At 49.8% G+C, this 19320-nt stretch carries 35 protein-coding genes and 2 pseudogenes; 17 read left to right on the forward strand and 20 right to left on the reverse strand.

Going from position 1 to position 19320, the window contains the following annotated elements; all coding sequences use genetic code 11:
• Positions 1 to 94: 94 nt before the first annotated feature.
• From GKO28_RS18485 to GKO28_RS18510, 6 genes are all read right to left on the reverse strand, one after another.
• Positions 95 to 364: a hypothetical protein gene (locus GKO28_RS18485; protein WP_182077545.1), complete on the reverse strand. Its 270-nt coding sequence runs from the start codon at positions 362 to 364 to the stop codon at positions 95 to 97.
• 145 nt (positions 365 to 509) lie between these two features.
• A complete protein-coding gene (locus GKO28_RS18490) occupies positions 510 to 782 on the reverse strand; it encodes a hypothetical protein (RefSeq protein WP_182077546.1) in 273 nt (90 codons plus the stop codon).
• 87 nt (positions 783 to 869) lie between these two features.
• Entirely contained in the window at positions 870 to 1124 is a 255-nt protein-coding gene (locus tag GKO28_RS18495; RefSeq protein WP_182077547.1) for a hypothetical protein, read from the reverse strand.
• 12 nt (positions 1125 to 1136) lie between these two features.
• Entirely contained in the window at positions 1137 to 1406 is a 270-nt protein-coding gene (locus GKO28_RS18500; protein WP_182077548.1) for a hypothetical protein, read from the reverse strand.
• Positions 1407 to 1473: 67 nt separating this feature from the next.
• A complete protein-coding gene (locus tag GKO28_RS18505) occupies positions 1474 to 1680 on the reverse strand; it encodes an XRE family transcriptional regulator (RefSeq protein ID WP_182077549.1) in 207 nt (68 codons plus the stop codon).
• Positions 1681 to 1717: 37 nt separating this feature from the next.
• Complete coding sequence (locus tag GKO28_RS18510; protein WP_182077550.1) at positions 1718 to 2398, reverse strand: site-specific integrase; 681 nt, start codon at positions 2396 to 2398, stop codon at positions 1718 to 1720.
• A gap of 204 nt (positions 2399 to 2602) precedes the next feature.
• On the opposite strand from GKO28_RS18510, the gene GKO28_RS18515 reads away from it, so the two are divergent.
• From GKO28_RS18515 to GKO28_RS18540, 6 genes are all read left to right on the forward strand, one after another.
• Positions 2603 to 3337 (forward strand): division plane positioning ATPase MipZ, encoded by a 735-nt coding sequence (locus GKO28_RS18515; protein WP_182077551.1) that lies wholly within the window; start codon positions 2603 to 2605, stop codon positions 3335 to 3337.
• A complete protein-coding gene (locus GKO28_RS18520) occupies positions 3334 to 3630 on the forward strand; it encodes a hypothetical protein (protein ID WP_182077552.1) in 297 nt (98 codons plus the stop codon). The genes GKO28_RS18515 and GKO28_RS18520 overlap by 4 nt, the downstream gene beginning before the upstream one ends.
• A 69-nt stretch (positions 3631 to 3699) precedes the next feature.
• Positions 3700 to 3951 carry a hypothetical protein gene (locus GKO28_RS18525; protein WP_182077553.1) on the forward strand — a complete coding sequence of 84 codons (252 nt, stop codon included), beginning with the start codon at positions 3700 to 3702 and terminating at the stop codon, positions 3949 to 3951.
• Between the two features lie 34 nt (positions 3952 to 3985).
• Entirely contained in the window at positions 3986 to 4345 is a 360-nt protein-coding gene (locus GKO28_RS18530; protein ID WP_182077554.1) for a hypothetical protein, read from the forward strand.
• Positions 4346 to 4370: 25 nt separating this feature from the next.
• Positions 4371 to 4646 (forward strand): hypothetical protein, encoded by a 276-nt coding sequence (locus GKO28_RS18535; RefSeq protein ID WP_182077555.1) that lies wholly within the window; start codon positions 4371 to 4373, stop codon positions 4644 to 4646.
• Between the two features lie 71 nt (positions 4647 to 4717).
• Entirely contained in the window at positions 4718 to 4873 is a 156-nt protein-coding gene (locus GKO28_RS18540; RefSeq protein ID WP_182077556.1) for a hypothetical protein, read from the forward strand.
• Between the two features lie 478 nt (positions 4874 to 5351).
• On the opposite strand, the gene GKO28_RS18545 is transcribed toward GKO28_RS18540, so the two are convergent.
• The 14 genes and pseudogenes from GKO28_RS18545 to GKO28_RS18605 form a co-directional block, all read right to left on the reverse strand.
• Positions 5352 to 6095 (reverse strand): hypothetical protein, encoded by a 744-nt coding sequence (locus GKO28_RS18545; protein ID WP_182077557.1) that lies wholly within the window; start codon positions 6093 to 6095, stop codon positions 5352 to 5354.
• A 627-nt stretch (positions 6096 to 6722) separates the two neighbouring features.
• On the reverse strand, positions 6723 to 6926 hold the full coding sequence (locus GKO28_RS18550) for a hypothetical protein (protein WP_182077558.1): 204 nt from the start codon (positions 6924 to 6926) through the stop codon (positions 6723 to 6725).
• 16 nt (positions 6927 to 6942) lie between these two features.
• Positions 6943 to 7596: an HNH endonuclease signature motif containing protein gene (locus tag GKO28_RS18555; RefSeq protein WP_182077559.1), complete on the reverse strand. Its 654-nt coding sequence runs from the start codon at positions 7594 to 7596 to the stop codon at positions 6943 to 6945.
• A 139-nt stretch (positions 7597 to 7735) separates the two neighbouring features.
• Complete coding sequence (locus GKO28_RS18560) at positions 7736 to 8455, reverse strand: hypothetical protein (protein ID WP_182077560.1); 720 nt, start codon at positions 8453 to 8455, stop codon at positions 7736 to 7738.
• Positions 8452 to 9000 (reverse strand): hypothetical protein, encoded by a 549-nt coding sequence (locus tag GKO28_RS18565; RefSeq protein WP_182077561.1) that lies wholly within the window; start codon positions 8998 to 9000, stop codon positions 8452 to 8454. The genes GKO28_RS18560 and GKO28_RS18565 overlap by 4 nt, the downstream gene beginning before the upstream one ends.
• A complete protein-coding gene (locus tag GKO28_RS18570) occupies positions 8993 to 10093 on the reverse strand; it encodes a hypothetical protein (protein ID WP_182077562.1) in 1101 nt (366 codons plus the stop codon). The genes GKO28_RS18565 and GKO28_RS18570 overlap by 8 nt, the downstream gene beginning before the upstream one ends.
• Positions 10090 to 10251, reverse strand: coding sequence for a hypothetical protein (locus GKO28_RS18575; RefSeq protein WP_182077563.1), 162 nt, complete (start codon positions 10249 to 10251; stop codon positions 10090 to 10092). The genes GKO28_RS18570 and GKO28_RS18575 overlap by 4 nt, the downstream gene beginning before the upstream one ends.
• Before the next feature lie 115 nt (positions 10252 to 10366).
• The gene (locus tag GKO28_RS18580; RefSeq protein ID WP_182077564.1) at positions 10367 to 10585 is read right to left on the reverse strand and encodes a hypothetical protein; all 219 of its coding nucleotides are present in this window, start codon (positions 10583 to 10585) and stop codon (positions 10367 to 10369) included.
• Entirely contained in the window at positions 10582 to 10959 is a 378-nt protein-coding gene (locus tag GKO28_RS18585) for a hypothetical protein (protein WP_182077565.1), read from the reverse strand. The genes GKO28_RS18580 and GKO28_RS18585 overlap by 4 nt, the downstream gene beginning before the upstream one ends.
• Positions 10956 to 11153, reverse strand: a pseudogene (locus GKO28_RS20735) (DNA translocase FtsK); the annotation flags it as partial. The pseudogene GKO28_RS20735 and the gene GKO28_RS18585, both read right to left, overlap by 4 nt.
• A 117-nt stretch (positions 11154 to 11270) precedes the next feature.
• A pseudogene (rdgC, locus tag GKO28_RS20740) lies at positions 11271 to 11777 on the reverse strand (recombination-associated protein RdgC); the annotation flags it as partial.
• The gene (rdgC, locus tag GKO28_RS18595) at positions 11710 to 12108 is read right to left on the reverse strand and encodes a recombination-associated protein RdgC (protein WP_182077567.1); all 399 of its coding nucleotides are present in this window, start codon (positions 12106 to 12108) and stop codon (positions 11710 to 11712) included. The gene rdgC (GKO28_RS18595) and the pseudogene rdgC (GKO28_RS20740), both read right to left, overlap by 68 nt.
• Positions 12109 to 12117: 9 nt before the next feature.
• On the reverse strand, positions 12118 to 12408 hold the full coding sequence (locus GKO28_RS18600; RefSeq protein ID WP_182077568.1) for a hypothetical protein: 291 nt from the start codon (positions 12406 to 12408) through the stop codon (positions 12118 to 12120).
• 184 nt (positions 12409 to 12592) lie between these two features.
• A complete protein-coding gene (locus GKO28_RS18605) occupies positions 12593 to 13264 on the reverse strand; it encodes a helix-turn-helix domain-containing protein (RefSeq protein ID WP_182077569.1) in 672 nt (223 codons plus the stop codon).
• 147 nt (positions 13265 to 13411) lie between these two features.
• Here GKO28_RS18605 and GKO28_RS18610 point away from each other — a divergent pair, with 147 nt between their 5' ends.
• The 11 genes from GKO28_RS18610 (at position 13412) to GKO28_RS18660 (ending at position 19318) form a co-directional block, all read left to right on the forward strand.
• Positions 13412 to 13657, forward strand: a complete 246-nt coding sequence (locus tag GKO28_RS18610; protein WP_182077570.1) for a YdaS family helix-turn-helix protein — start codon at positions 13412 to 13414, stop codon at positions 13655 to 13657.
• 21 nt (positions 13658 to 13678) lie between these two features.
• The gene (locus GKO28_RS18615; protein WP_203564336.1) at positions 13679 to 14206 is read left to right on the forward strand and encodes a hypothetical protein; all 528 of its coding nucleotides are present in this window, start codon (positions 13679 to 13681) and stop codon (positions 14204 to 14206) included.
• Positions 14207 to 14290: 84 nt separating this feature from the next.
• Entirely contained in the window at positions 14291 to 15070 is a 780-nt protein-coding gene (locus GKO28_RS18620) for a DUF1376 domain-containing protein (protein ID WP_182077572.1), read from the forward strand.
• Complete coding sequence (locus tag GKO28_RS18625) at positions 15063 to 15482, forward strand: hypothetical protein (RefSeq protein ID WP_182077573.1); 420 nt, start codon at positions 15063 to 15065, stop codon at positions 15480 to 15482. The genes GKO28_RS18620 and GKO28_RS18625 overlap by 8 nt, the downstream gene beginning before the upstream one ends.
• Positions 15483 to 15519: 37 nt before the next feature.
• The gene (locus GKO28_RS18630) at positions 15520 to 15954 is read left to right on the forward strand and encodes a Ref family recombination enhancement nuclease (protein ID WP_182077574.1); all 435 of its coding nucleotides are present in this window, start codon (positions 15520 to 15522) and stop codon (positions 15952 to 15954) included.
• Positions 15947 to 16126, forward strand: coding sequence for a hypothetical protein (locus GKO28_RS18635; RefSeq protein ID WP_182077575.1), 180 nt, complete (start codon positions 15947 to 15949; stop codon positions 16124 to 16126). The genes GKO28_RS18630 and GKO28_RS18635 overlap by 8 nt, the downstream gene beginning before the upstream one ends.
• A complete protein-coding gene (locus GKO28_RS18640; protein ID WP_203564337.1) occupies positions 16119 to 16502 on the forward strand; it encodes a RusA family crossover junction endodeoxyribonuclease in 384 nt (127 codons plus the stop codon). Before GKO28_RS18635 ends, GKO28_RS18640 begins: the two co-directional genes overlap by 8 nt.
• Before the next feature lie 46 nt (positions 16503 to 16548).
• The gene (locus tag GKO28_RS18645) at positions 16549 to 17328 is read left to right on the forward strand and encodes a hypothetical protein (RefSeq protein ID WP_182077577.1); all 780 of its coding nucleotides are present in this window, start codon (positions 16549 to 16551) and stop codon (positions 17326 to 17328) included.
• On the forward strand, positions 17318 to 18625 hold the full coding sequence (locus GKO28_RS18650) for a terminase large subunit domain-containing protein (RefSeq protein ID WP_203564338.1): 1308 nt from the start codon (positions 17318 to 17320) through the stop codon (positions 18623 to 18625). The genes GKO28_RS18645 and GKO28_RS18650 overlap by 11 nt, the downstream gene beginning before the upstream one ends.
• Position 18626: 1 nt before the next feature.
• Positions 18627 to 19160, forward strand: coding sequence for a hypothetical protein (locus GKO28_RS18655; RefSeq protein WP_182077578.1), 534 nt, complete (start codon positions 18627 to 18629; stop codon positions 19158 to 19160).
• A complete protein-coding gene (locus tag GKO28_RS18660; protein WP_182077579.1) occupies positions 19160 to 19318 on the forward strand; it encodes a hypothetical protein in 159 nt (52 codons plus the stop codon). Before GKO28_RS18655 ends, GKO28_RS18660 begins: the two co-directional genes overlap by 1 nt.
• The last annotated feature ends 2 nt before the right edge of the window (positions 19319 to 19320 follow it).

Raw genomic sequence — 19320 nt, forward strand, 5'->3', positions numbered from 1 at the left:
CGTTGATAGCGGCTCTACACGCTCGTAATTGCCCTTCCACGCTTCGCGTGCAATTTCGTCCAGATGGTTTAATTGTTCTGCCATGATCTTTCCTTTAATTTGTGACTGATTGAGAAATACCCAAAACAGCGCGAATCTCACTAGCCTTTGTTAGTTGCCCTGCTTCGTGGCCTTTGGCATACGCTATATTTGCGAATTTCAACGCAGTATGGATTTGTTCATCTGTCCAGCTATCAGGGAAAGAACCAAGATAGCCACCGTCACATTCGTACAGTTTGGCGAATGGTGCAGTATGTCCAGCTTCACCGTTTGGCCGAACGATACCCAAGTCTTCGAGGTGACAAAATACAGGCGTTACATTCATCTTTCTTTCCTTTTTAATTGCTTTGCGCTACAGTGCATTGACTGCCGTACAGGCAGCTTAGAAATATGTGCAATTAGTCTTCACATTACTGCCGTACAGGCAGCGCGTTATCAGGGCCGCTAGAGATAGCGGCCTTTACTTTTTCTTATTGAGCAGTCCAAGCAGTTTTACAATCGAACAATTCAACGGCACGAACAAAAAGCGGTTTGCTGTCTGGCTCGCAAAAAGCGGCGTATTTTTCTTTATCCCAAACGAGTGCGCTCACGCCTCGAACCGGTGACGAGTTTGACTCAAGCACAAGCTTGATTTTACCGTCGCTGGTTTCATACGCCGATACGTTGACGTCGCGCCCCAAATTTTTATTATTACGCACGGCAGTTGTTGAAGCCTTGCCGACGATTTCGATGAATTTAGACATGGTTTTTACCTTTTTCAGTGCTGCCAAAATTGGCGCTGCTTGTCCAGCAGTCAACGTTGCCTGGTGAAGCCCCGAAGGGCTTAGGTTTTATTCTTCGTCGATTTCGTTTTCAGTTGCGATGATTTCAAGACCGTAATGCGCCTTCACTTCATCAACCGAATCACCAGTTTTTGCCGCTACTTTTGCCAGCAATTCGTTCAATTCGGTTTCAACAGCGTCACGCGACAAGCTGTCGCCATTGCTTGCAGTTGTTGCATTGACTGCCTCAACAATCGCATCTGCATCAGCAGCGCGAGTACGTGGCATTGAGTGAGTAACGCTAAAAGTCGTAATGGCTGGCATTTTCTTTCCTTTTTATTCGCCACCAAAGAGTTCAGGGGCTAGTTTTTCTAATTTGGCGTAGGTGTTGTCCTGCTTTTTTCTCAGCGACTCAATTTTCTTTTTGGCGCTGGCGGTTAAATGCACATCACGACCAGAAGTCCACGCGGTAATTCCACCTTGGTAATTCCGATAATCACGCTCCATACGTTCGATTTCTTCGTCGATTTCTGAATATTGCGCATTGAGTTCTTTAATCTTTGCGTCTTTCATAGCGACAGCTTTTAAATCGAGAGTAAGTGACATGGTGTTTGCCGTGGGTTGTTTGATTTGATGAACTAAGTATGAACAATAGTTCAAACACAATCAAGCATTAGTTTGAACTATTGTTCAAACCACCGACGAACGGTAGACCGCGAACAGCGTCATCCCAGTGCGTATCACGCTCGGGATTGCTGGCGATTTTGCTAATCCACGTTTCAGATTTGCCCCAGCGCACGGCAAGGGCGCGGCCAGTCCAGCCTTTGCGTTTCATTTCAGCTTTGAATTCATCGGGGAGTAGTGCTTTTACTTCTAACATAAATTCTATACGCCCAACATTTGAACATGAGTTCAAACTATAGCACATCAATAAACGCTTGGCGCAATATCCGCTTGTCTGTGTCCACATAGCGCATCGAGCAGTCAATTGATGCGTGGCCGAGCAGCTGAGCGACCAGTTCCATATCGCCCGTTTTCGCGTGAATTTTGGTGCCAAAACTTCGCCGCCCACTGTGACTAGAGCCGCCCTTGATGCCTGCCTGCTTATAAAGTTTGGTGACATAGCTTTGTAGGCTGTCGGCAGCGAGATAGTCGCGCCGTTCACCGCTGTCCAGCGTGCGTCTCTTGGTGTTGAGTTCGTAGGGGTAGCCGTTGCGTTTGAGTATCACAGGCAGTTTAGGCCGCAAGCCTCGGTATTCTGTAGCGTCCAGCGTCATACCCTGACGTTTAGCAATACGAAAGGCAAGATAGCGCTCAAGCGCTGCGAGCAGCTTGGGTGAGGCAAAATAGATAGTGCGCTGGCGGCAACCTTTTGCGATCACGGCACGAACGGACACTTCGTTTCTGAGCTTGCCGCTTGGAAACATAATGTCTGCGATGGTTATTTGAGAAACTTCGGATATGCGAAGGCCGCAACAAAACCCCAGCAGCAATATGACTGCATCGCGCTCGGGGTGATGGCTGGTGGCTTCTGTAACGCGGAATAGGTGTTTGATCTGGCCTGCCGTTAAAACGGCGGCGCGGGTGATTTTAGGCATTCTCTCTCCGTTTAGGATGAATTAGCGTTCTATTCAGAGAGAGATTTGTGCAGCGTCTTTTTCAAGCTTAACACGGCTTGAAATATGGGTTCAAAGGAAAGTGCGGCAACTCAATATAAAATATATTGCTATGTGTGATAGCTATGATATATATTATAGCTAGCTATCATAGCTATTAAAGTTATCATTCAACGTGGGGTAGTAATGATGGAACAAAACCAAATACAGCGGCGCTGTATCCTGATTGGCAATGAAAAAGGTGGGGTCGGCAAATCGACCTTAACCCGCTCGCTCGCCGTAGCTTGCGCTTTGGCTGGGCATGACTTGGCCGTGGTAGATGCAGATAAACAAGGCTCGCTCACGCTTTGGCTAGACGAGCGCAAAGAGGCCGACCAGCAGCCTTATATTCCGGGCTATCGTCTCGCGGGGCGTTGCGGCACCGAAATCATTGCGTTGGGCAAAAAATATCAAACCTTGTTGGTTGATGTGGCCGGTCGCGATAGCGTTGAGCTGCGCGAGGCGGCGATTGTGGCTGACCTTTGGCTCATTCCTACTTCGGTTGATCCTGATGATGTGGATGCGCTCGCTACGGCATTGACGATCATTCGCAACACCGAGCTAGCCACTGGCAGTAAGCCCAATGCGCGACTACTGATTAATAAGTGCTCGACTAGCTTATTCGATCAAGACGCTAATAGCCTGATCGACGCACTGGATTCTGATGCGTGGCGCGAAGTCTATGAAGCGATGCCGCCCATGTTGAGCCGGATCAGTAATCGCAAAGCGTTTCCTAAATCACGCAGCGACGGGCAAGGCGTTATCGAATACGCCCAGCGCAAAGGCGCAAGCAAAAGCGATCAATCGGCAGCCGCCGAGATTATTGCGCTGTATGAAGAAATATTCGGCGAACCATTTAAAATTGCAGGAGCAACAGCATGAACCCAAAACCACCTCGACAACTGAGCCCAGAAGCGAAGCAAGCCGCATTGCAAGAGGCTGCGCCTATCAATACTGCGGAACTCAACGCCAAAGAAACCGGCGGCAAGCCGTGGCTACTGGCGGATAAGAAAACCAAATTCACCTACTTGGCGCGGCTTGATGGTGATATTAACGCCAAGCTGGAATTTATCCTTGAGCAAATGGGGCGCGGCGCGAGTAAAAATGCGCTGATTAACCAAGCGCTGGATGAGTTTGCTAACAAATGGCTACAACAGAATGGCTTTATTTCTTAATTTATATTGCTATGATAGCTATGATATATATAATAGCTATGTGGTATATCTAATCTTTAGGAGAAAAGCATGCGTAATCTATTTAAAGCCATACAAAAATATGCAGCAGTACGATATGTAGAAAGGCAGATGCGCGCTCATGTTGCAAAAGGTGGCTGGCTTTCTCCTCATTGGGAAAGGTATGTTTCTGGCCCATTTGTGAGTCTACAAGACCGCTACGGTATTGAAGTTTTAGATTTAGCATGGGAGCGATGTGTTCGCAGTGGAGTTATTGGCCAATCCGAGATCAATCTGAAAACGCTTGGAGATGTCCCATTTTGAATTAAATCAATTTAAAAAATCTTAGGAGAAGAACATGGAAAGCCCCTACGTTGAGGCATTAACACTGGTGAAACAACACAACGGCACTTCTGGCCAAACCGCATTGGCCAAGTGCATTTTGTCGCTTTACAACTCGCTCTATGCGTATTCAATGAGCGAGATTCTGGCGCCGCTGGATGAGCGCTATACGCGTGTGGTGCTGGCGATGGTCAATGACTACGCTAAGTTTGGTGAAACACCGGAATTGATTACGGCAGGGCAATGGGTGCGTGATGATTTTCCGCGCATGATGGAAATGGCCATCGTCACACAAGATGCCCGTAATCAATTACGCTCAAAATGGGAACGCGAGCGCGAAGAAGAAAACCGTCGTTTATATCCAGAGGAGTATTAAAAGTATGTGCAATTGTGCAAAAGAAATGATTGATGACTATATCAAACGGTTCACAGCCATAGACCCAATAGGAAAATATGCTGTTGAGGTCAAAGCAGATTACAACTGCGCTAATTTTTATGAGGATAAACCAGGAGAAGTAAAGTTTTGTCCTTTGAATGCCAATGTATTAATTAAATATCAATTTCCAGAAAACGGGGAGTTAGTTGATAAATCGAAAGATGTTGTATTTGAGGTCTACCCGAAATTTTGCCTCATTTGTGGAGAAAAGCTAGAAATTGAAGATGAAGACGAAGATTAATAAAAATTGCCCAAACCATCGTGGGGATGGAATGGGCGGTGTGAGCAGTTCGACAACTTAGGAGAAGCAAAATGTCACAAAGCCATTTTAATGCAAATCAGGCCGCAGCGCCTATCAAAATCCAGCGTAGCGACTGGCAGCGCTTGCCAGCTTGGTTTAAACGCCAAATTGATGGCGTACCTAGCGTGTTATCAGTCGGTGGTTTTGTACCGGTGCAAATTTTGTAAAGATCGATTACAACGCTGCTCATTATTGGGCGGCGTTGTACGCATTAGGCGACTGATTATTAAGTCAGCAACAATAGCGTTTACTGCCAAATAAACTAAGCACCGCCCATCGAGCATCAAGATGGTTAAATGGCCTGCCCATGAGCGGCACGAAGCCGCTCAAACGCTGTATGGCCCCCCGGATGGCTGTTTCAGGCCGCGCCCCAAAAAACCGCGCTCGCTGCCGGTTCAGTTCTCGCACTGCCTTTCCGCGCCTAAAAACTGGTTTTTCGTTGGGTAATGCATTGGGTTTTCGGGCAAAGCCCGCACTTAGCCCGTTGTTTACCACCTCGGGCTTGCCCGAGCGGTAATAGTGCGCCTTGGCGCTACTCATTGCTTCTGTTTTTATCTATGTTTTTAGTCGTCCGGTACGGGCGCACTTATATTAGGTTTTTTAAAACCTTATGTAATAAGGTAGGCAACTGGGCAAAAGTGTTCCTCACGCATAAATACAGGCTTTATTGGTCGATTTTTGGTGCTCCGCGCAGATTTTTTGCACTTGTTGGGCAGTCAACCGCGAGCAATTTGCGGCAAATTCAAACCCATGTTTTTTTGCAATGGTGACTATTTCTAGTATGTAGCTTTCTGTTAGCCTGGCTTTGGCAGGTGGTTGGTCAGCAGGAATCCCCTTGATGCCAATTGCATGTGTCGGGTTGCCTGGCGGTTGTTGGGTGTCGATAACACGCTCTTGCTTGGCTTTGCCGCGCAGCAGGTTCGATTCGGCAAGTCGGCGATAGGTATTGTGTAGGCTGGCGGCACGACGCGCCAAGCGGCTGGTAGCGCCATCTGTCGCTTGCTTGAGTGCGCCAAGCGCTGCGGTAGCTAATTGCTTACCTTTGCGCCACAGAAAGAGCATGGGGGCCAATTTATAGGTGTTATGCACCCGCATACCGTCTTTATCGTAGTGCATGTGAGTGGCAATCAATCCCATTGCTTCCAGATCGCGGATGTCATAGCGCAAAGCGCGCACTGATTTACCCAAAAGTGCCGCAATATAGTTTTGTGGCTTGTCGATTTCGCCGTTTTGGTGAAGATCAAGAAACACGCCAACGGTAACAACCAGTCGGCCTAGCGTTTGCGAGCGCAGTTTTTGTGGTGCTGAGCGATGATCTTCGATTCTGATCCGATCAAACATCAATTTTGCCGCTTCTTGAATGACAAACGACACATTCGAGTTGGGCATGATGTTGTTGCGTTTTTTGGGTTGCGCCTGCGGAGTGCGGTTAAATTTTGAGGGCGTGATGATACGAGCAGAGATTTGCTGCTGATTTTTTTTGGGGAATCATAGGGTTATCCGTAAAAAAAGCGTGAGTAGGCCCGGACTACCTGCTTGACAAGAAAAAATAAGCACCCTATGATTCAAGGCATTGTGTGGCCTTGAGTGTTTAGAGATTTCAGCATGGGGATGCTGGCTTACTTCTAAATAGTCTTTCGGTAGTCTAGGTTTCTTGAATTGCCCCGCCTTTTGGTGGGGCTTTTTCTATTTCAGCGGTTTAATGCTTCAAATTGCGCGGCTCCAAATCTTTAAATTTAACAAAGTATAGCTTAGCCAATAAAATGCCACAATGCACGATGCTGATATTACATTAATTTCCGCGAGTTGCCTTGCGTCATCATTTACTTTTTGTCAGACGCGACTCAAATCTGCTCAATGGTGAATATCACCGCAGCAATTATTGCTGGTGCTGCGCCTGATGCTTGAGTTTCCGAACAAATTCCGCATAGTCATCGTTTATTCGCTTTTTTGATGGGCAGTGGTGAGGGCTTGGATTACTTGGGTCATTGCAATTCCTTGTTTAAGCTAGCCTGTTTATTTAATTTGGTGAGTTATGCGGCCGGTTGTCGCGGGCTGAATTAGGCCATCGACTTGACGGCCAGTATGTTTGACATAATCTACTTCGACCCGAGCCGTGTTGATAATGACTTGGCCGATTTCACACACCACTTTGGCGCGCTCTAAATCCATCTTGCCGCTGCCGACATCTTCTAAGGCTTTGAATAGGTGCTCGCGCAAATCATTGATGTGTTTTTCATGGTTTTTTTTCTCTATGGTTGATTTTTCGGACTAGCGCAGCGCGTAGCTGGATGATTTCATTGACTTCTTTTGGGTATCTCGCATGGCGGGTATTGCGCTGCATTAGCTCGCTACGGGATAGGCACTCAAGGTTGTTGATGTCGATATTGCTTCGATCACCGTCAATAAAAATCAGTGAATAGCCTTTTGGTCGGGTGCGGTCATGCATGCGCCAAACTAATTCCTTGATGGTGACGTAGTCATGCCTGGTAATGCCGGTGTCAGAGATTTTTCGCTCTAACTCTCCATCATGGCGCTGGCGATTACTGCCAATCGGTTGCCAATTGCGGGGCTTTTGCCCTTTTTTAAATTGTGTTTCTTTGCCGCCAAGATCGAGCCCTTTTTGACCTTTATTCCACGGCTGATGCCCGGCACCAAAACGTGTTGCTGCGCCGACTTGGCCTTTTAACCTGCCGCTGATTGCATCTTGTTTAAACGCCTCGCTTTTGCCGATATTGAGCTGCGTGGCTTTGCTGTAAATCTGCTGTAGTGAGCAGCCAAAAACTTGGGCGCATTGCGCGGCAGTGCGATCAGGGTAGATGGCGCGTAGCTGAGCGACTTCGGCAGGGGACCATACTTTGCGGGGCTGGTTCACGCCTTTGCTTTTCATGTGTTGAGCCTCAGCGTCAGGTCGACGTTAAATGGGGCAGTTTTGAAAACAGCCCACCACATTGCGATCACCAGTGCGATCACAATTAGGCTTGACCAGCGCGATTTAAAGCCATAACCCATTGCGGAAGCAAAAAGAATCACGCCGCTGATGTAGGTGCTACCAATGGCGGCAAGGAGAAAAGCCACCCAACCGAGCTGAGTAAACAGGCACATGCTTCCCCTCCGTCGCTTTCAATTTCGCAGCCGAAACGTGCATAGCGGCACTTAACCAGTTGCGCGTCAACGCGAGCTTTGACTTCCTCGGTCTTGCGCTGGCATTCCTCATTCATATCTTCGTGCGGGTGGGCGCGGTGGCAACCGGCGGCGAGCTCCGCTGGTGCTGGCTTGGTGACTTCACGTGCTTTTTCGATCAGGCGACGGATTTCAATCGTCTGTTGTTCGCCGGCACAGAGCGTGCCGTGAAAGTGCGTTGTTTCTTGCCACCGATAGCTGAGTTGTACTGATGTATTCGATTTTTCAACCTTTGCATCATCATGCTCTAGCATCCAGTTCAGGCGCTCGGTGTCGTCTAAGCCTTGTTTTATTTCGGGGCTGAGGTCGTATACGTCTTGGGTTTTGTCGCAGCAGTGATCGATCAGCGCTTCGCAACCCATTAGCACGCGGCTAAATCCGCCTGAGTAGTTCAGATTGCCTAAAATCACTGCTAGATATCGGCGTAATTTCAGCGGGCAGTTTTCAAAGTGTTCTTCGAGTTCCCATTGGGTGAAGTCGTAACCGAGATTTTCAGCGGCGCGGTAGATGCGCCATAGGCGTTTGAAATCGTCTTTGGTCGCAATGGCAATATGTACGCCGCTCATTTGGCCACCTCGGCGAGTTCGGCTTGAAGGGCGGCTTGTTGTTGGTTTAGTTGGTCTACATGCGCTTTAATTTTGGCCGCTTGCTGCTGTTTTTTGGCGATGGTCAGCGTTTGTCCATGGGCCCCGCTAATTAAACCCATACGAACTAATTCATAAGGTAAAAACACTTCGTCAATTTGGCGCAAGGGTTCGGCGCGTAGGGTGCATGATTCACAATCGTCGTTAATGTCACCTTCAATAATGAAAAACGTGCCATCAATAAACACGAGTACCGCCGCTTCGTCGGAAAAGTAGGTGCTTTTGATGGTGCGGCCTTCGGCGGTTTTGACGTGCATCGCTTGTAAATAGTCTTTAATGCGCTGCGCGCTGGCTTCGGCTGGCGGTAGCGGGGCGATGGTAAAGCTCGATTCTAAAAAAATGCTGGCGCTGTCATTACGGCGCGCTACGCGGTCGATTTCGGCGCTGTATGTCTCGCCCAGCTCAACGACCACGGGCATGCCGATGGGTAGTTGGGCGATTTGTTCTAATAAATCCTCTCTAAGCATGGCATTGGCTCGCTATTTGGGTTTTGGTGTGGGTTTTATTTTGGTTCTCTAGCCACTGTGGGTAATCCGGGTGCAAGCTATTGGCAAATTCAATGGCGTTGCTGTGTTTTTTGCCGGTTGGCCGAATTAATCCTGGGCGGGTTAGGGCGCTGCGCTTAAAGCTTTCGCCGTTGCAATAGTCCGGTCGGCAAATTTTGTCGGCGGTGGCGCTGGTAAAGAGCAGCGGCAAGCGCTCAAGCACTGTAGCCAGTCGCTCGTCGGCGAGCTCGCGCAGTCTTTGAATACGGTACTGATCGCTATTGGGTTTCTTTTTGGTTTTTTTTTGCTGGTGCTGGCGCAGCGGCGAGCGTTTGGCCGTCAACAAAAAGGCGTTGGTCCATTTTGGCTTGGCTTTTTCCTGTGCAATCGCCTCCGCCTCAGCAGCGGCAGTGGCCACTTCATCGAGCTCTAGCGAGTAGCGGGTAATGATATAGCGCTGAGTTGAACTGGCCTCGACGCTGGCTTTTATTCCGGTAATCACCGCTATGAATTGCTCATACGTGATGTAGGGCTGGCCGATCTCGGGCATTTCACCAAAAGCCGCGATAATCCCTGACTGGCGATTAATGTCGATAACGCTTTGACGTGCGTGGTTATAAGACTCGACAAATTGATACCGGGTGCAGTGCTGAATGAGTCGTTTACTAAAGCCATTGAGTTGATCGAATGCTTTTTTTTGCCCGGTGCTTAAATCCAAAAAATCGAGCTTGCGATTAATCGCGTGTAGCGCCGAATCGTGCAGGGCTTTATTGGCGGCATCGCAGAGCTCGGGGCTGATTTGTTTGAAACTGGCAAGGTTTCGTGACAATTCAATAAAAAAAAGCAGGATATCTTGCGATATGTTCACATCCCGCTTGCCTTTAATGAACACGGTATGCACGTCACTGAGGTTATGAAAATGCTCAATCTCTTGTGCAACGAGGGGCGCGCTAGCAATGGCCTGCATTTTAGCTTGCTCATTGGCTTGCTCATTGCGCTGCTTGCTCTCGATCAATAAGCGGGCGTGCTTCGTCGGGTCGTACTTCTTTGCCCGCTTGGGTTTAGCCTTGCTCATTTTTCCCACACTTCTCGGTTACGTTGGCGCATGAAGTTACGATCTTCGATGGCGTTGCGTACTTGGCGTTGCGTATCGAGCTGCGGCTTCATCGCTTGTGCTAGCGCGATATCGGTTTTAACGCGTTGTTGGCTTATGGCTGGGTTTATCGGGTACATGAATAGCCTCTCCCAATGATGTTGGTGGATTTGCAGAGCGTGCAGGCGTTGGGCATCATATTGCCTTGGCCAAATTCGCGGCGGCAGGTGCGGCAGTAGTATTTAACTGGCTTGGTCATAACGCCCCCACGTTGGCGATGGCTTTACGGGCAACGGTGCTAATGGGGTGATCTGGCTTGGTATAGCGCTCAGTCCATTCAGCAATAGCTTCCAGCGCGGCCAACAGCTCGCCGCGCTGCTGAACCAATCGCGTTGTGCAGTTATGGTCACCACTATGACCATGCCGCCATGTATGCCCGCACGTTGGGCAAGTGTGTGAGACTGGATTACTCATGATTCGCGCTCTCCTAGATCGCCAGCTGTAATTTCACGCTCACGCGGATTGACGGCCGTAAAGAAATTAACGCTCACTTTTTTATCAAGCCAGTTACTAATTAGGGCATTAAGTTCTGCTTCTTCATCGTCGCTTAAATCAGGGAAGCCTTCTGCATGTTCGCCAGCGTCGTCATCGGCTGCGCTCGCCATGTTTTCGATCACGTCTTCAATATTGAAGTAATGGCTAGCGGGGTGTTGCACCAAGTCGTATTCGATGTATGGCGCACCGACATCTAGCTCGTGGATGGAAATTAGCTCTTGCAGTTCGCGCACACAATGGTCATCTCCTTCGCGTGAGTAGCAAAGGTCAGGCTTTTTCGTTTGTTCGCTCATTTCGCACCACCTTTTGGCGCCAATACAGTGCGCGAGCCGTTCGATTCCATTTGGCTCACGATGCCGTCAGTTTCCATTTGCTCGATCAAACGCGCTGCGCGGTTGTAGCCGATGCGGAATTGGCGCTGTACAGCTGAAATACTGGCGCGTTGGGTTTTGCGAACAAATTCAACGGCGTCTGCATAAAATGAATCGGCTTCATCCTGCATAGCCTTGTTCTCGGCCTTCTCTGTCACGGCAGCAGGTTCAAGTTCTCCGCCCAAAATCTCTAGCAGTGCCGGAATAAACAAGCGCAATTCGCCAATGAGTAGCGCCATTTGCGACTCGAATAGCGCGTCTTGCGTTTCGGCGTCCATGTCCTTGATTTCGTCTTTGAGTACATCGAGCATGGCCAGCGATTTAACTTCGAGCGCTTCGGTGAGCGTGAAGGTCAGGCGTTCGCCAAAGGCCATATCGAGGCGCGTCGCGATTTTACCGACGCCTAAATGCTGGCGTACTTCGTCGCAGTCCATCACTTGACGCTTGAAGCGGGCGATTGAGCCTTCATCCCCTGGTACTTTGAGTTCGGCACCTTGGCGAATTGAAAAATTGTCGGGGGCTTCGGTAGTGAGCCAGTCGGTCATGGCCATCGCCGGGCTGATTTCGGTATCAACCAAGCGCGTTGGCAAGCTACCGAGGGTTTCGCGCAAGGTTGAGAGTAGGTATTCGGCTTTGGCTGCGGATGCTGCGTCAACGATAACCAGCCCCCGCTCAAGATCGATCAGGGCGCGTTGCGTGCTGCTTTTGGTGAGCGCACGGGGAAGCAGCTCGTCGGTGATGCGCTCTTTGAGTCTTTTTTATTTCTTTGCGGCCGCATTTGCGCTTTTCTTCCGCTTCGATGTGTTGCACGCGTATATCTAGCTCGTCTTTAACGGCAGCGGCAGGGAGTATCTTGCTTTCGACCTTGAGTGCAATCAGTACCGCGTCTTGCCGCGTAAAGGCGAATTCCTCAAGCGCGTGCCGTGCTGGCGCTACCCAGCCGCAGCTTTCCATATCCATCGCGCCACACGCCACGAAGGGGCGCTGCAATAGTGCATCGTTCAGCGCTTGGGCGTTAATGGTGTGTTCCGCGCTCAGGCGGTAAAAAATGAGGTTTCTAAACCAAAGCATGATGAATCCTTATTGTGGCGCGCTGGTGCTGAGCTGATTAATTAAGCTGTAGACGCGAACCGTCTTTTTTTGGTCAGCGAGGTAGATTTTTTTGGCGCTGATGCGTTTTTGGTCGGCTAGCTCGCTGAGTGCGCCGGTCAGTCGTGATGGGGTAACGCGGGCGCGAAAGCCGAGGGTGACTAAATCGAGAGGGGCTGACGTGGTTTGGAGGATGCGTAAAATCGAAGCTTTGAAATGGTTGTGAATTTCTGCGCTGCGGTGGGCATGTTTTTGCGACAAAGGGGAGTCAAATCGGGGCATAAGCCGCTGTCCTCTGGTTAAAAAGGTTACGGCTTGCGCCGCCAAGCGAATATTTTTTCGCACTGGCGATATATTGCTATGGAAATAAAATAATTACAAGTATGCCAATATTAAAAGTCGCAAAAAGGGGTAACTTTATTGTTAAAGCTATTTTTAAATTGTGCAAATATTGGTTACAGTTCGGTTACATGTCAAATTTCGCTACAACTCTACCGAGAATACGAAACGGCAATGCCTTACCTGACTGCACTACACGATCTGGGAAGTGGGTTTTATTTGGGTTATCGCAAGCCACGCGCAAGCTTTCGTCTAGCTCTCGAAACAGTCGGCGCAAGGTCAGATTGCCATTGAGGTAAACACAATATAAATCGGCGTCTTTAATGCTTTTTTGTGCCGTATCAATCAGCACAATCGTTCCCTTGGGGCGATCTGGCGCTGCTGCAGCGTCTTCGACGGCATAAAGCAGAGTGGTGGTCGGACAAAAGTTAAAGTGGTCGGCCATCCATGGTGGGATGGTCATGCTGATATCTTTATTGGTTTGGTTTTCGCCATCGTCGCTAATGCCGACCAGGGAGTAAATCATTTGCCAAACATCGGTACCGTTGGCGGTTTCAACGCGCATGGTGGCGATGTCGGTGCGTTGCTCTGGGTCGCCAATGCCATATTGCAGCCATTCGGGCGTGGTATGTAGCACGCGAGCGATGTCAACCCAATAGGCGCTGCGGTAATCGGATTCGTCACTTTTCTCCATGGCTGACCATGTGCCTTGCGACAAACCGGCTGCGCCCGCAGCTTGCGTCTGCGTCAGTTTGAGTTGTTTTCTCCGTGCTCTAACGCGTTGCCCCGGGGTGTTCATTCGGTCGTTCTCCTTGCTGAAAAAATAGTGTTGTTTGTCGTTATATTATTGCTTAGCAAATAAAACGCAAGCAAAGCGCGGCTTGCGGGGTGTAAATATAAATTTATTTTGGCTTTAAAAAATATCGTTTGTGCTATATTTTGAGACATGAAAAAATCTTCTCCTGATGGCCCTTTGGCCGCATATATCAAATCCTATACCGACAATGGCGGCATTCAGGCTGAGCTAGCGACGGCATGGGGCGTTAATCAAGGAACGATCAGTCAGTATCAATCTGGCGGTCTGCCGGGGGTGGTGGTGGCGGTGCGTATTGAGCAAACCACCGGCGGCAAGGTGACGCGAAAGCAGATGTTCCCGACGTCGTGGCATTTGAAGTGGCCCGATTTACTTTAAACCCAGCATAAGCCGTTGCCTGTGCAGCGAATAGCAAAATATTTTGCACTTGAGAGCGAAGAAATGTCATTTGCCGATGAATTAAGACGCAGTCAATACACTGTAAAGCGTGAAGTAGCCGCCGCCGCGATAGAGAGTGACGTGGGTACGGTGACGAGAATTATGGAAGGCACTCGCTCGCTCAAGCTGGATCAAGTTGAGCCGTTTGCGGCGGCGTATGGCTGGCAGATTATTCCGGTGGGCTTTGCTGCGATTGATCCTGCTGAGCTCGCCGCGATTCGCGTTTTAGCCGAGGCGTGTGTATTGCATGCTGAAAAACTGCCTGTTACGCCTGAAATTCAGCAAGCGATGGCACGTATTGCGGCAGGTATGGCGCAAAAGATGCTGAAAACGGATTGTGATGATGCGTCTGATGAAGTGATTGCGGCGCTGCGGGTTTTAAATATGAGTCGTTTGCAGTCGTCATTAACGCCTGCGAATGCCAGCGAAGCGCTGGCCAAGAATAATCGCCGCTTACGTTGCAGTCGTCGTCGCAAGGGAAAAGCATGAGTGTTCGTCATCGGATTATGCGTCAAGCACTCTGCCAGCGCCGCCGCGTGCGGGTGCTGCAGGCGAGAAAAAAGGCATTGAGTCATGTTTAACCGTAAAAAATCAATGCATTTAGAAACGGGCGTGTTTCTCACTGATGTGGTGGGGTTTACGTTGGTGCAGCGCGCTGCGTATCACGCTTTGCTGATTGCGGCATGGGAAACCAAGGGTGTGCTGCCTAATGATACGGTTCAATTGGCGGCGACGTGCTGCAATATGCCGCTGCCTGAGTTTGAAGCCAATCGCGCCGTGTTGATGCAGCATTTTGAGGTGCGCGGCACGCACATTATTCACCCGCGCATGCTGGCACACTTTGCGAGCGCTGAGCGCCGTGCGGTGGCGAATCGTTTAAATGGCCTCAAAGGTGGCCGTCCTAAAAAAGCACAATCAAGCGAACAATCTGCTGGTGCTGCTGAATCCAATTTAAAGCCAATCCAAACCCAAGTGGCGCCGATTGCTGGCGACAAAGCGGCCAAACTCGCTTTAGCGCGCAGTGCTTTGGCGGCGGTACAGAATAAAACCAAAACAAACCCAATTGCAGTTTTACCCCCGGTGCAAGATTTTAGTTTTAATCCTGCCGATTTACCGATCCCTGAGCGCCGCCTTGCGATTGCTCGCTTGATTCGTGGTTTGGAAGAAAAGCGCGGCGTTAATCCTGAGTTCGTATTCACTTGCCCTGAAACTTTGACATGGGCGGTGGCTGGCGTTACCGATGATGCGTTGATGACGGCGTATGCCGCCGCGACAGAGGCTTGGCCGAATACGGCATTACCAGCGTCGGTGTTAAGCCAATACCTTGGCCAATACCTGGTGTGTGATGAATGACTGCTTAATGACGGCCAATGAGCTGGCTATTTTTAAGGCTAAGCAGCCAGATTTGGCGGAGGCGTTGCACATTGCGCGCTATGCCGACCGATTCCACGCGGTACAGATTCAACGCACGATTGAGATTTTAAAAGCGCGGCGCTGGATATTGCCCCGCACTTTGATTGCGCGAGCTGGTGCTGTTGGGCTCGATGGCATGCTTCGCGATTACATTGGGTATCGCTGGCTGGCCGAGTCGGTACAAGCGCGGCATTGGTATGTGGGTGCAGGGCGTTACCCATTAACCAGTATGAAATCCGCAGCCCAGCTATGGCATAGCAGCGAAGAATGCCAAGCATGGTGTGACGATAAAGCAGTTGAAATGAATATGGATGTGTACGCCCAGCCGGTCTGGCTGGATTTATCGCAGTAACCATCGTGGGGATGGTCACAACTTAGGAAAAGGCATCATGTCATCAATAGCAGCAAGTAAGACGCAACAATCGAAGGTTTGCCCGCGTCCGTCGTCATGGGTGGCCTGTAGTGCCAGTGGGGATATCCATGCCAAACCGGCGCCCTCGCAAGTGCTGCCTAAGCGGGCTAGCACCGCCAAAACTACGGCGGAGTGTGAGTATCACGCGGTCATCGCAGCGCGGCCTTGTGTCATTTGTAATGCTTTGGGGATGCAGCAAGAAACGCCAACGTCGGTACACCACATGCGTTCGGGTGCCGGTTTAAGTCAAAGGTCATCGCATTTTTTGGTGTTGCCGTTGTGCTATGAGCATCACCAAGGCAAAAGCGGCATTCATGGTAATCGCAGCGCTTGGCGCTTGGCCAAGCTGGAAGAAATGGATTGTTTGGCGCTGATGATTGAGCAGAATCTTTTGGAGCAGGGTTATGTGTGATGTATCAGCGCCGCCGATTAAGCCAGATCGTTTTGATCGGCGCGAGTTTGATCTTTATTTGCAAAATGCTGGGCTTTGGCGACAGCCCGACTCGGTGAAGGATGTACTTCAATCGGCATTTATGGCCGGTTTACGCATTGGCGAATTAAGGGGCAAGGTAGATCGTGGCTAAAGCGCGTGCATTAACTTTAATACTGCCGTTTCCCCCGAGCATGAATAGCTACTGGCGGCACGTCGGTGAAAAAGTGCTGATCAGCGAGAAAGGCCGCGCTTATCGTAAAGCGGTGATTGATTGCATCTGGCAAGTGGTGGGCGCTAAACAGTTTGGCGATGCACGCGTAGCGGTGACACTGCAATTGATTCCACCGGATCGCCGCAAGCGCGATATCGACAATTTTAACAAAGCCTTGTTTGACGCGCTCTCCCATGCCGGGATTTGGAACGACGACGAACAGATTGATGATTTGCATGTAATTAAACAGCCCGCGAATAAAACAGCGGCCATGGTGCGCGTTGTCATTACTGATTTAGCACAGATCGCGGTATGAGTTTTTCTGGCTCTCGTTCTCACGTTCCAAAAGGAAAAACGATTTAATGGCGGCTGCTTTTGATTGGTCGGCATTTGATCTGGAATGCATTGAAGCTGATTTTCGTGCGGGGATTTTATCGCTGCGCGAGATCGGCACTAAGCATGGTCTGAGCCATGTGAATATCTCACGTAAAGCGAATAAAGAGGGCTGGACACGCGATTTACTGGCGAAGTCGAACGCTCGCGCTGATGAGATAGTAACGGCCACAATGGCCAATGCTGGCACAGTAACAACACCGCGCCGCGCTGTAACAAAAAAGACTGTAACAACGGCTGTTACAAGCAGCGTAACAGACGAAAGTGTTTTAAATCAAGCGCCTGCTGCCGCTCAATCTGTGCGGGTTGTAACACAAAATCCAAAAAAACAGAACCTTACAAACCCAACTCTGACAGAGAATGAAATTATTGAAGCGGGGGCGCAAGCGATTGCGAACGTCAAACTATCGCATCGCACTAACATCAACCGCTATCGCCTCTTGCTGGATAATTTAATGGGCGAGTTGGAGCATCAAACTGATAACCGCGAGCTGTATTGCCAGCTGGGCAATATGATGTATGAACCGAATGTGTATGGCCGCGACCCGCTGAATGATTTATATCACCGCGTTATTGCACTACCTCAACGCAGCAAGATCATTGTCGATCTGGTCAACACCTTAAAAGTGCTGATTACGCTCGAGCGAGAAGCGTTCAATATTGATAATTCCCGCCAAGATGAAGATATTGCACCGGCTACACCGGTACAAATTGTGATTCAGGTTGAGGACGCCAGCCTTGTTGATTAAGCCGCGCCTCAATATCCCGCAAGCACAGTTTCTAAACATGCCGCATAAGTTTCGGGCTTATGTGGCTGGTTTTGGCTCGGGTAAAACATGGGCGGGTACATCCGGCATCATGCGCCATGCATGGGAAATGCCGGGGGTTAACGCGGGGTACTTTGCACCGACGTACCCACATATTCGAGATATTTTTTACCCTACTGTCGAAGAAGTGGCCTTTGATTGGGGCTTACGCACGACGGTACATGAATCGAATAAAGAAGTGACAATCTATGAGGGCAATAAATACCGCACCACTGTGATTTGTCGCTCAATGGAACGACCAGAGAAGATTGTCGGTTTTAAGATTGGCCACGCGCTGATTGATGAACTGGATGTGATGGTAGAAAAGAAAGCCGAACAAGCATTCCGAAAGATCATTGCGCGGATGCGCTACTTGATGGATGGACTTAAAAACGGCGTCGATGTCACCACCACGCCCGAAGGATTTCGGTTTACTTATGCGCAGTTTGTGCGACAGCTCGCGGCTAAGCCTGAACTGCGCGCTCGTTTTGGCATGATTCAAGCCAGCACGTATCAGAATGCTAAGAATTTACCTGCTGATTACATCCCATCGCTACTGGACTCTTACCCAGCGCAATTAATTGACGCGTATCTGCGCGGTAAGTTTGTCAACTTGACCAGTGGCGCGGTGTACCCCGACTTTTGCCGCTTTAAGAATCACAGCAATGAAACGATACAGCACGGCGAAGAACTGCATATCGGTATGGACTTTAACGTGCGGAATATGTCGGCGGTGGTCTTTGTGGTTCGCGATGGCCAACCACTGGCACTGGAAGAATTTGTCGGCCAGCGTGATACCACCAGCATGGCCGAAGCGATCCGCGTTAAATACGAACATGGGCGCCATGAAATCACGATTTACCCGGATGCGTCTGGGCAAAACACATCAACCAATAACAGTACACAGTCTGACCACGACATTTTGCGCAAGGCGGGCTTTAGCGTGATGGTGAATTTAGCCAATCCCGCTGTGCGCGATCGCTTGAATGCAGTTAATACCGCGATTTTAAATAATAACGGCAGACGCTTATTCAAAGTTAACACCCATGCCTGCCCTAAATTGACCGAATCACTGGAGCAGCAAGTTTTTACTGCTGGCGGTGAACCGGATAAATCCGCCGGTAAAGATCATTGTAATGATGCAGCGGGCTATTTCATTGTTCGCAAATTCCCTGTTTTATTTCGCCACGAAACCAAACGCATTATTCACCATGCTGGCGATACCTATGGAGGCTATTGATATGCATAACGATACAAAATGGGTCACAATCCATTCGTTAATCGCGTGGGCGTTTCGGCAAGAGGCGCACACGATCCAGCTGACGAAGTTTCAGCCGCTTGAGTCTGGGCGATTTGGCGGCTGCGACGCACAGCGCGCTAAGATCGCAGCCAGCGTGATGCTCGCGATTAATCTACTGCCACCGGACCAGCGCGGCATTGTGTGGTGTGCATTTGCCGGGCGGATTACCGATGTGATGAGCGTGGCCGGTGAATTACCGCAGCAGGTTTATATTCGTAGCAACGGCGGCTTAACCCATTGCCCGGTACCGTTGCAATTACGCAATGCCATTGTGCGTGAGTGGCTGGGTGGTGATTGCGTGAATACTCGGCAATCGGCGGTATTGATCAAGCCGCACAGCCACATGGCCGTGCAACGCCTCAAAATTAAGCTGATGCGTGAGCTCGACCGCGCTTTATTGCGTGCGGTGTGCGCGGTGCAGACGGATTTAATTGATCTGGTGAGTAATCCCGGCATGTGTGGGGAGTTGTTTTGATGGACGATTTAAAACGCGAGGCGCGATGCGAGGCGATAACAAACGAGCACATGGCTCGCGCCCGAAAAGCAAGCGACGAAATATACCGCGACCTGTATTTTCGCCTGATCCCTGCTTTTGCGCTGTTTATTATTGTGATTTACTGGCTGGTGGGGTGATT

Source organism: Deefgea sp. CFH1-16 (assembly GCF_016881365.1).
Taxonomy (GTDB): Bacteria; Pseudomonadota; Gammaproteobacteria; order Burkholderiales; family Chitinibacteraceae; genus Deefgea.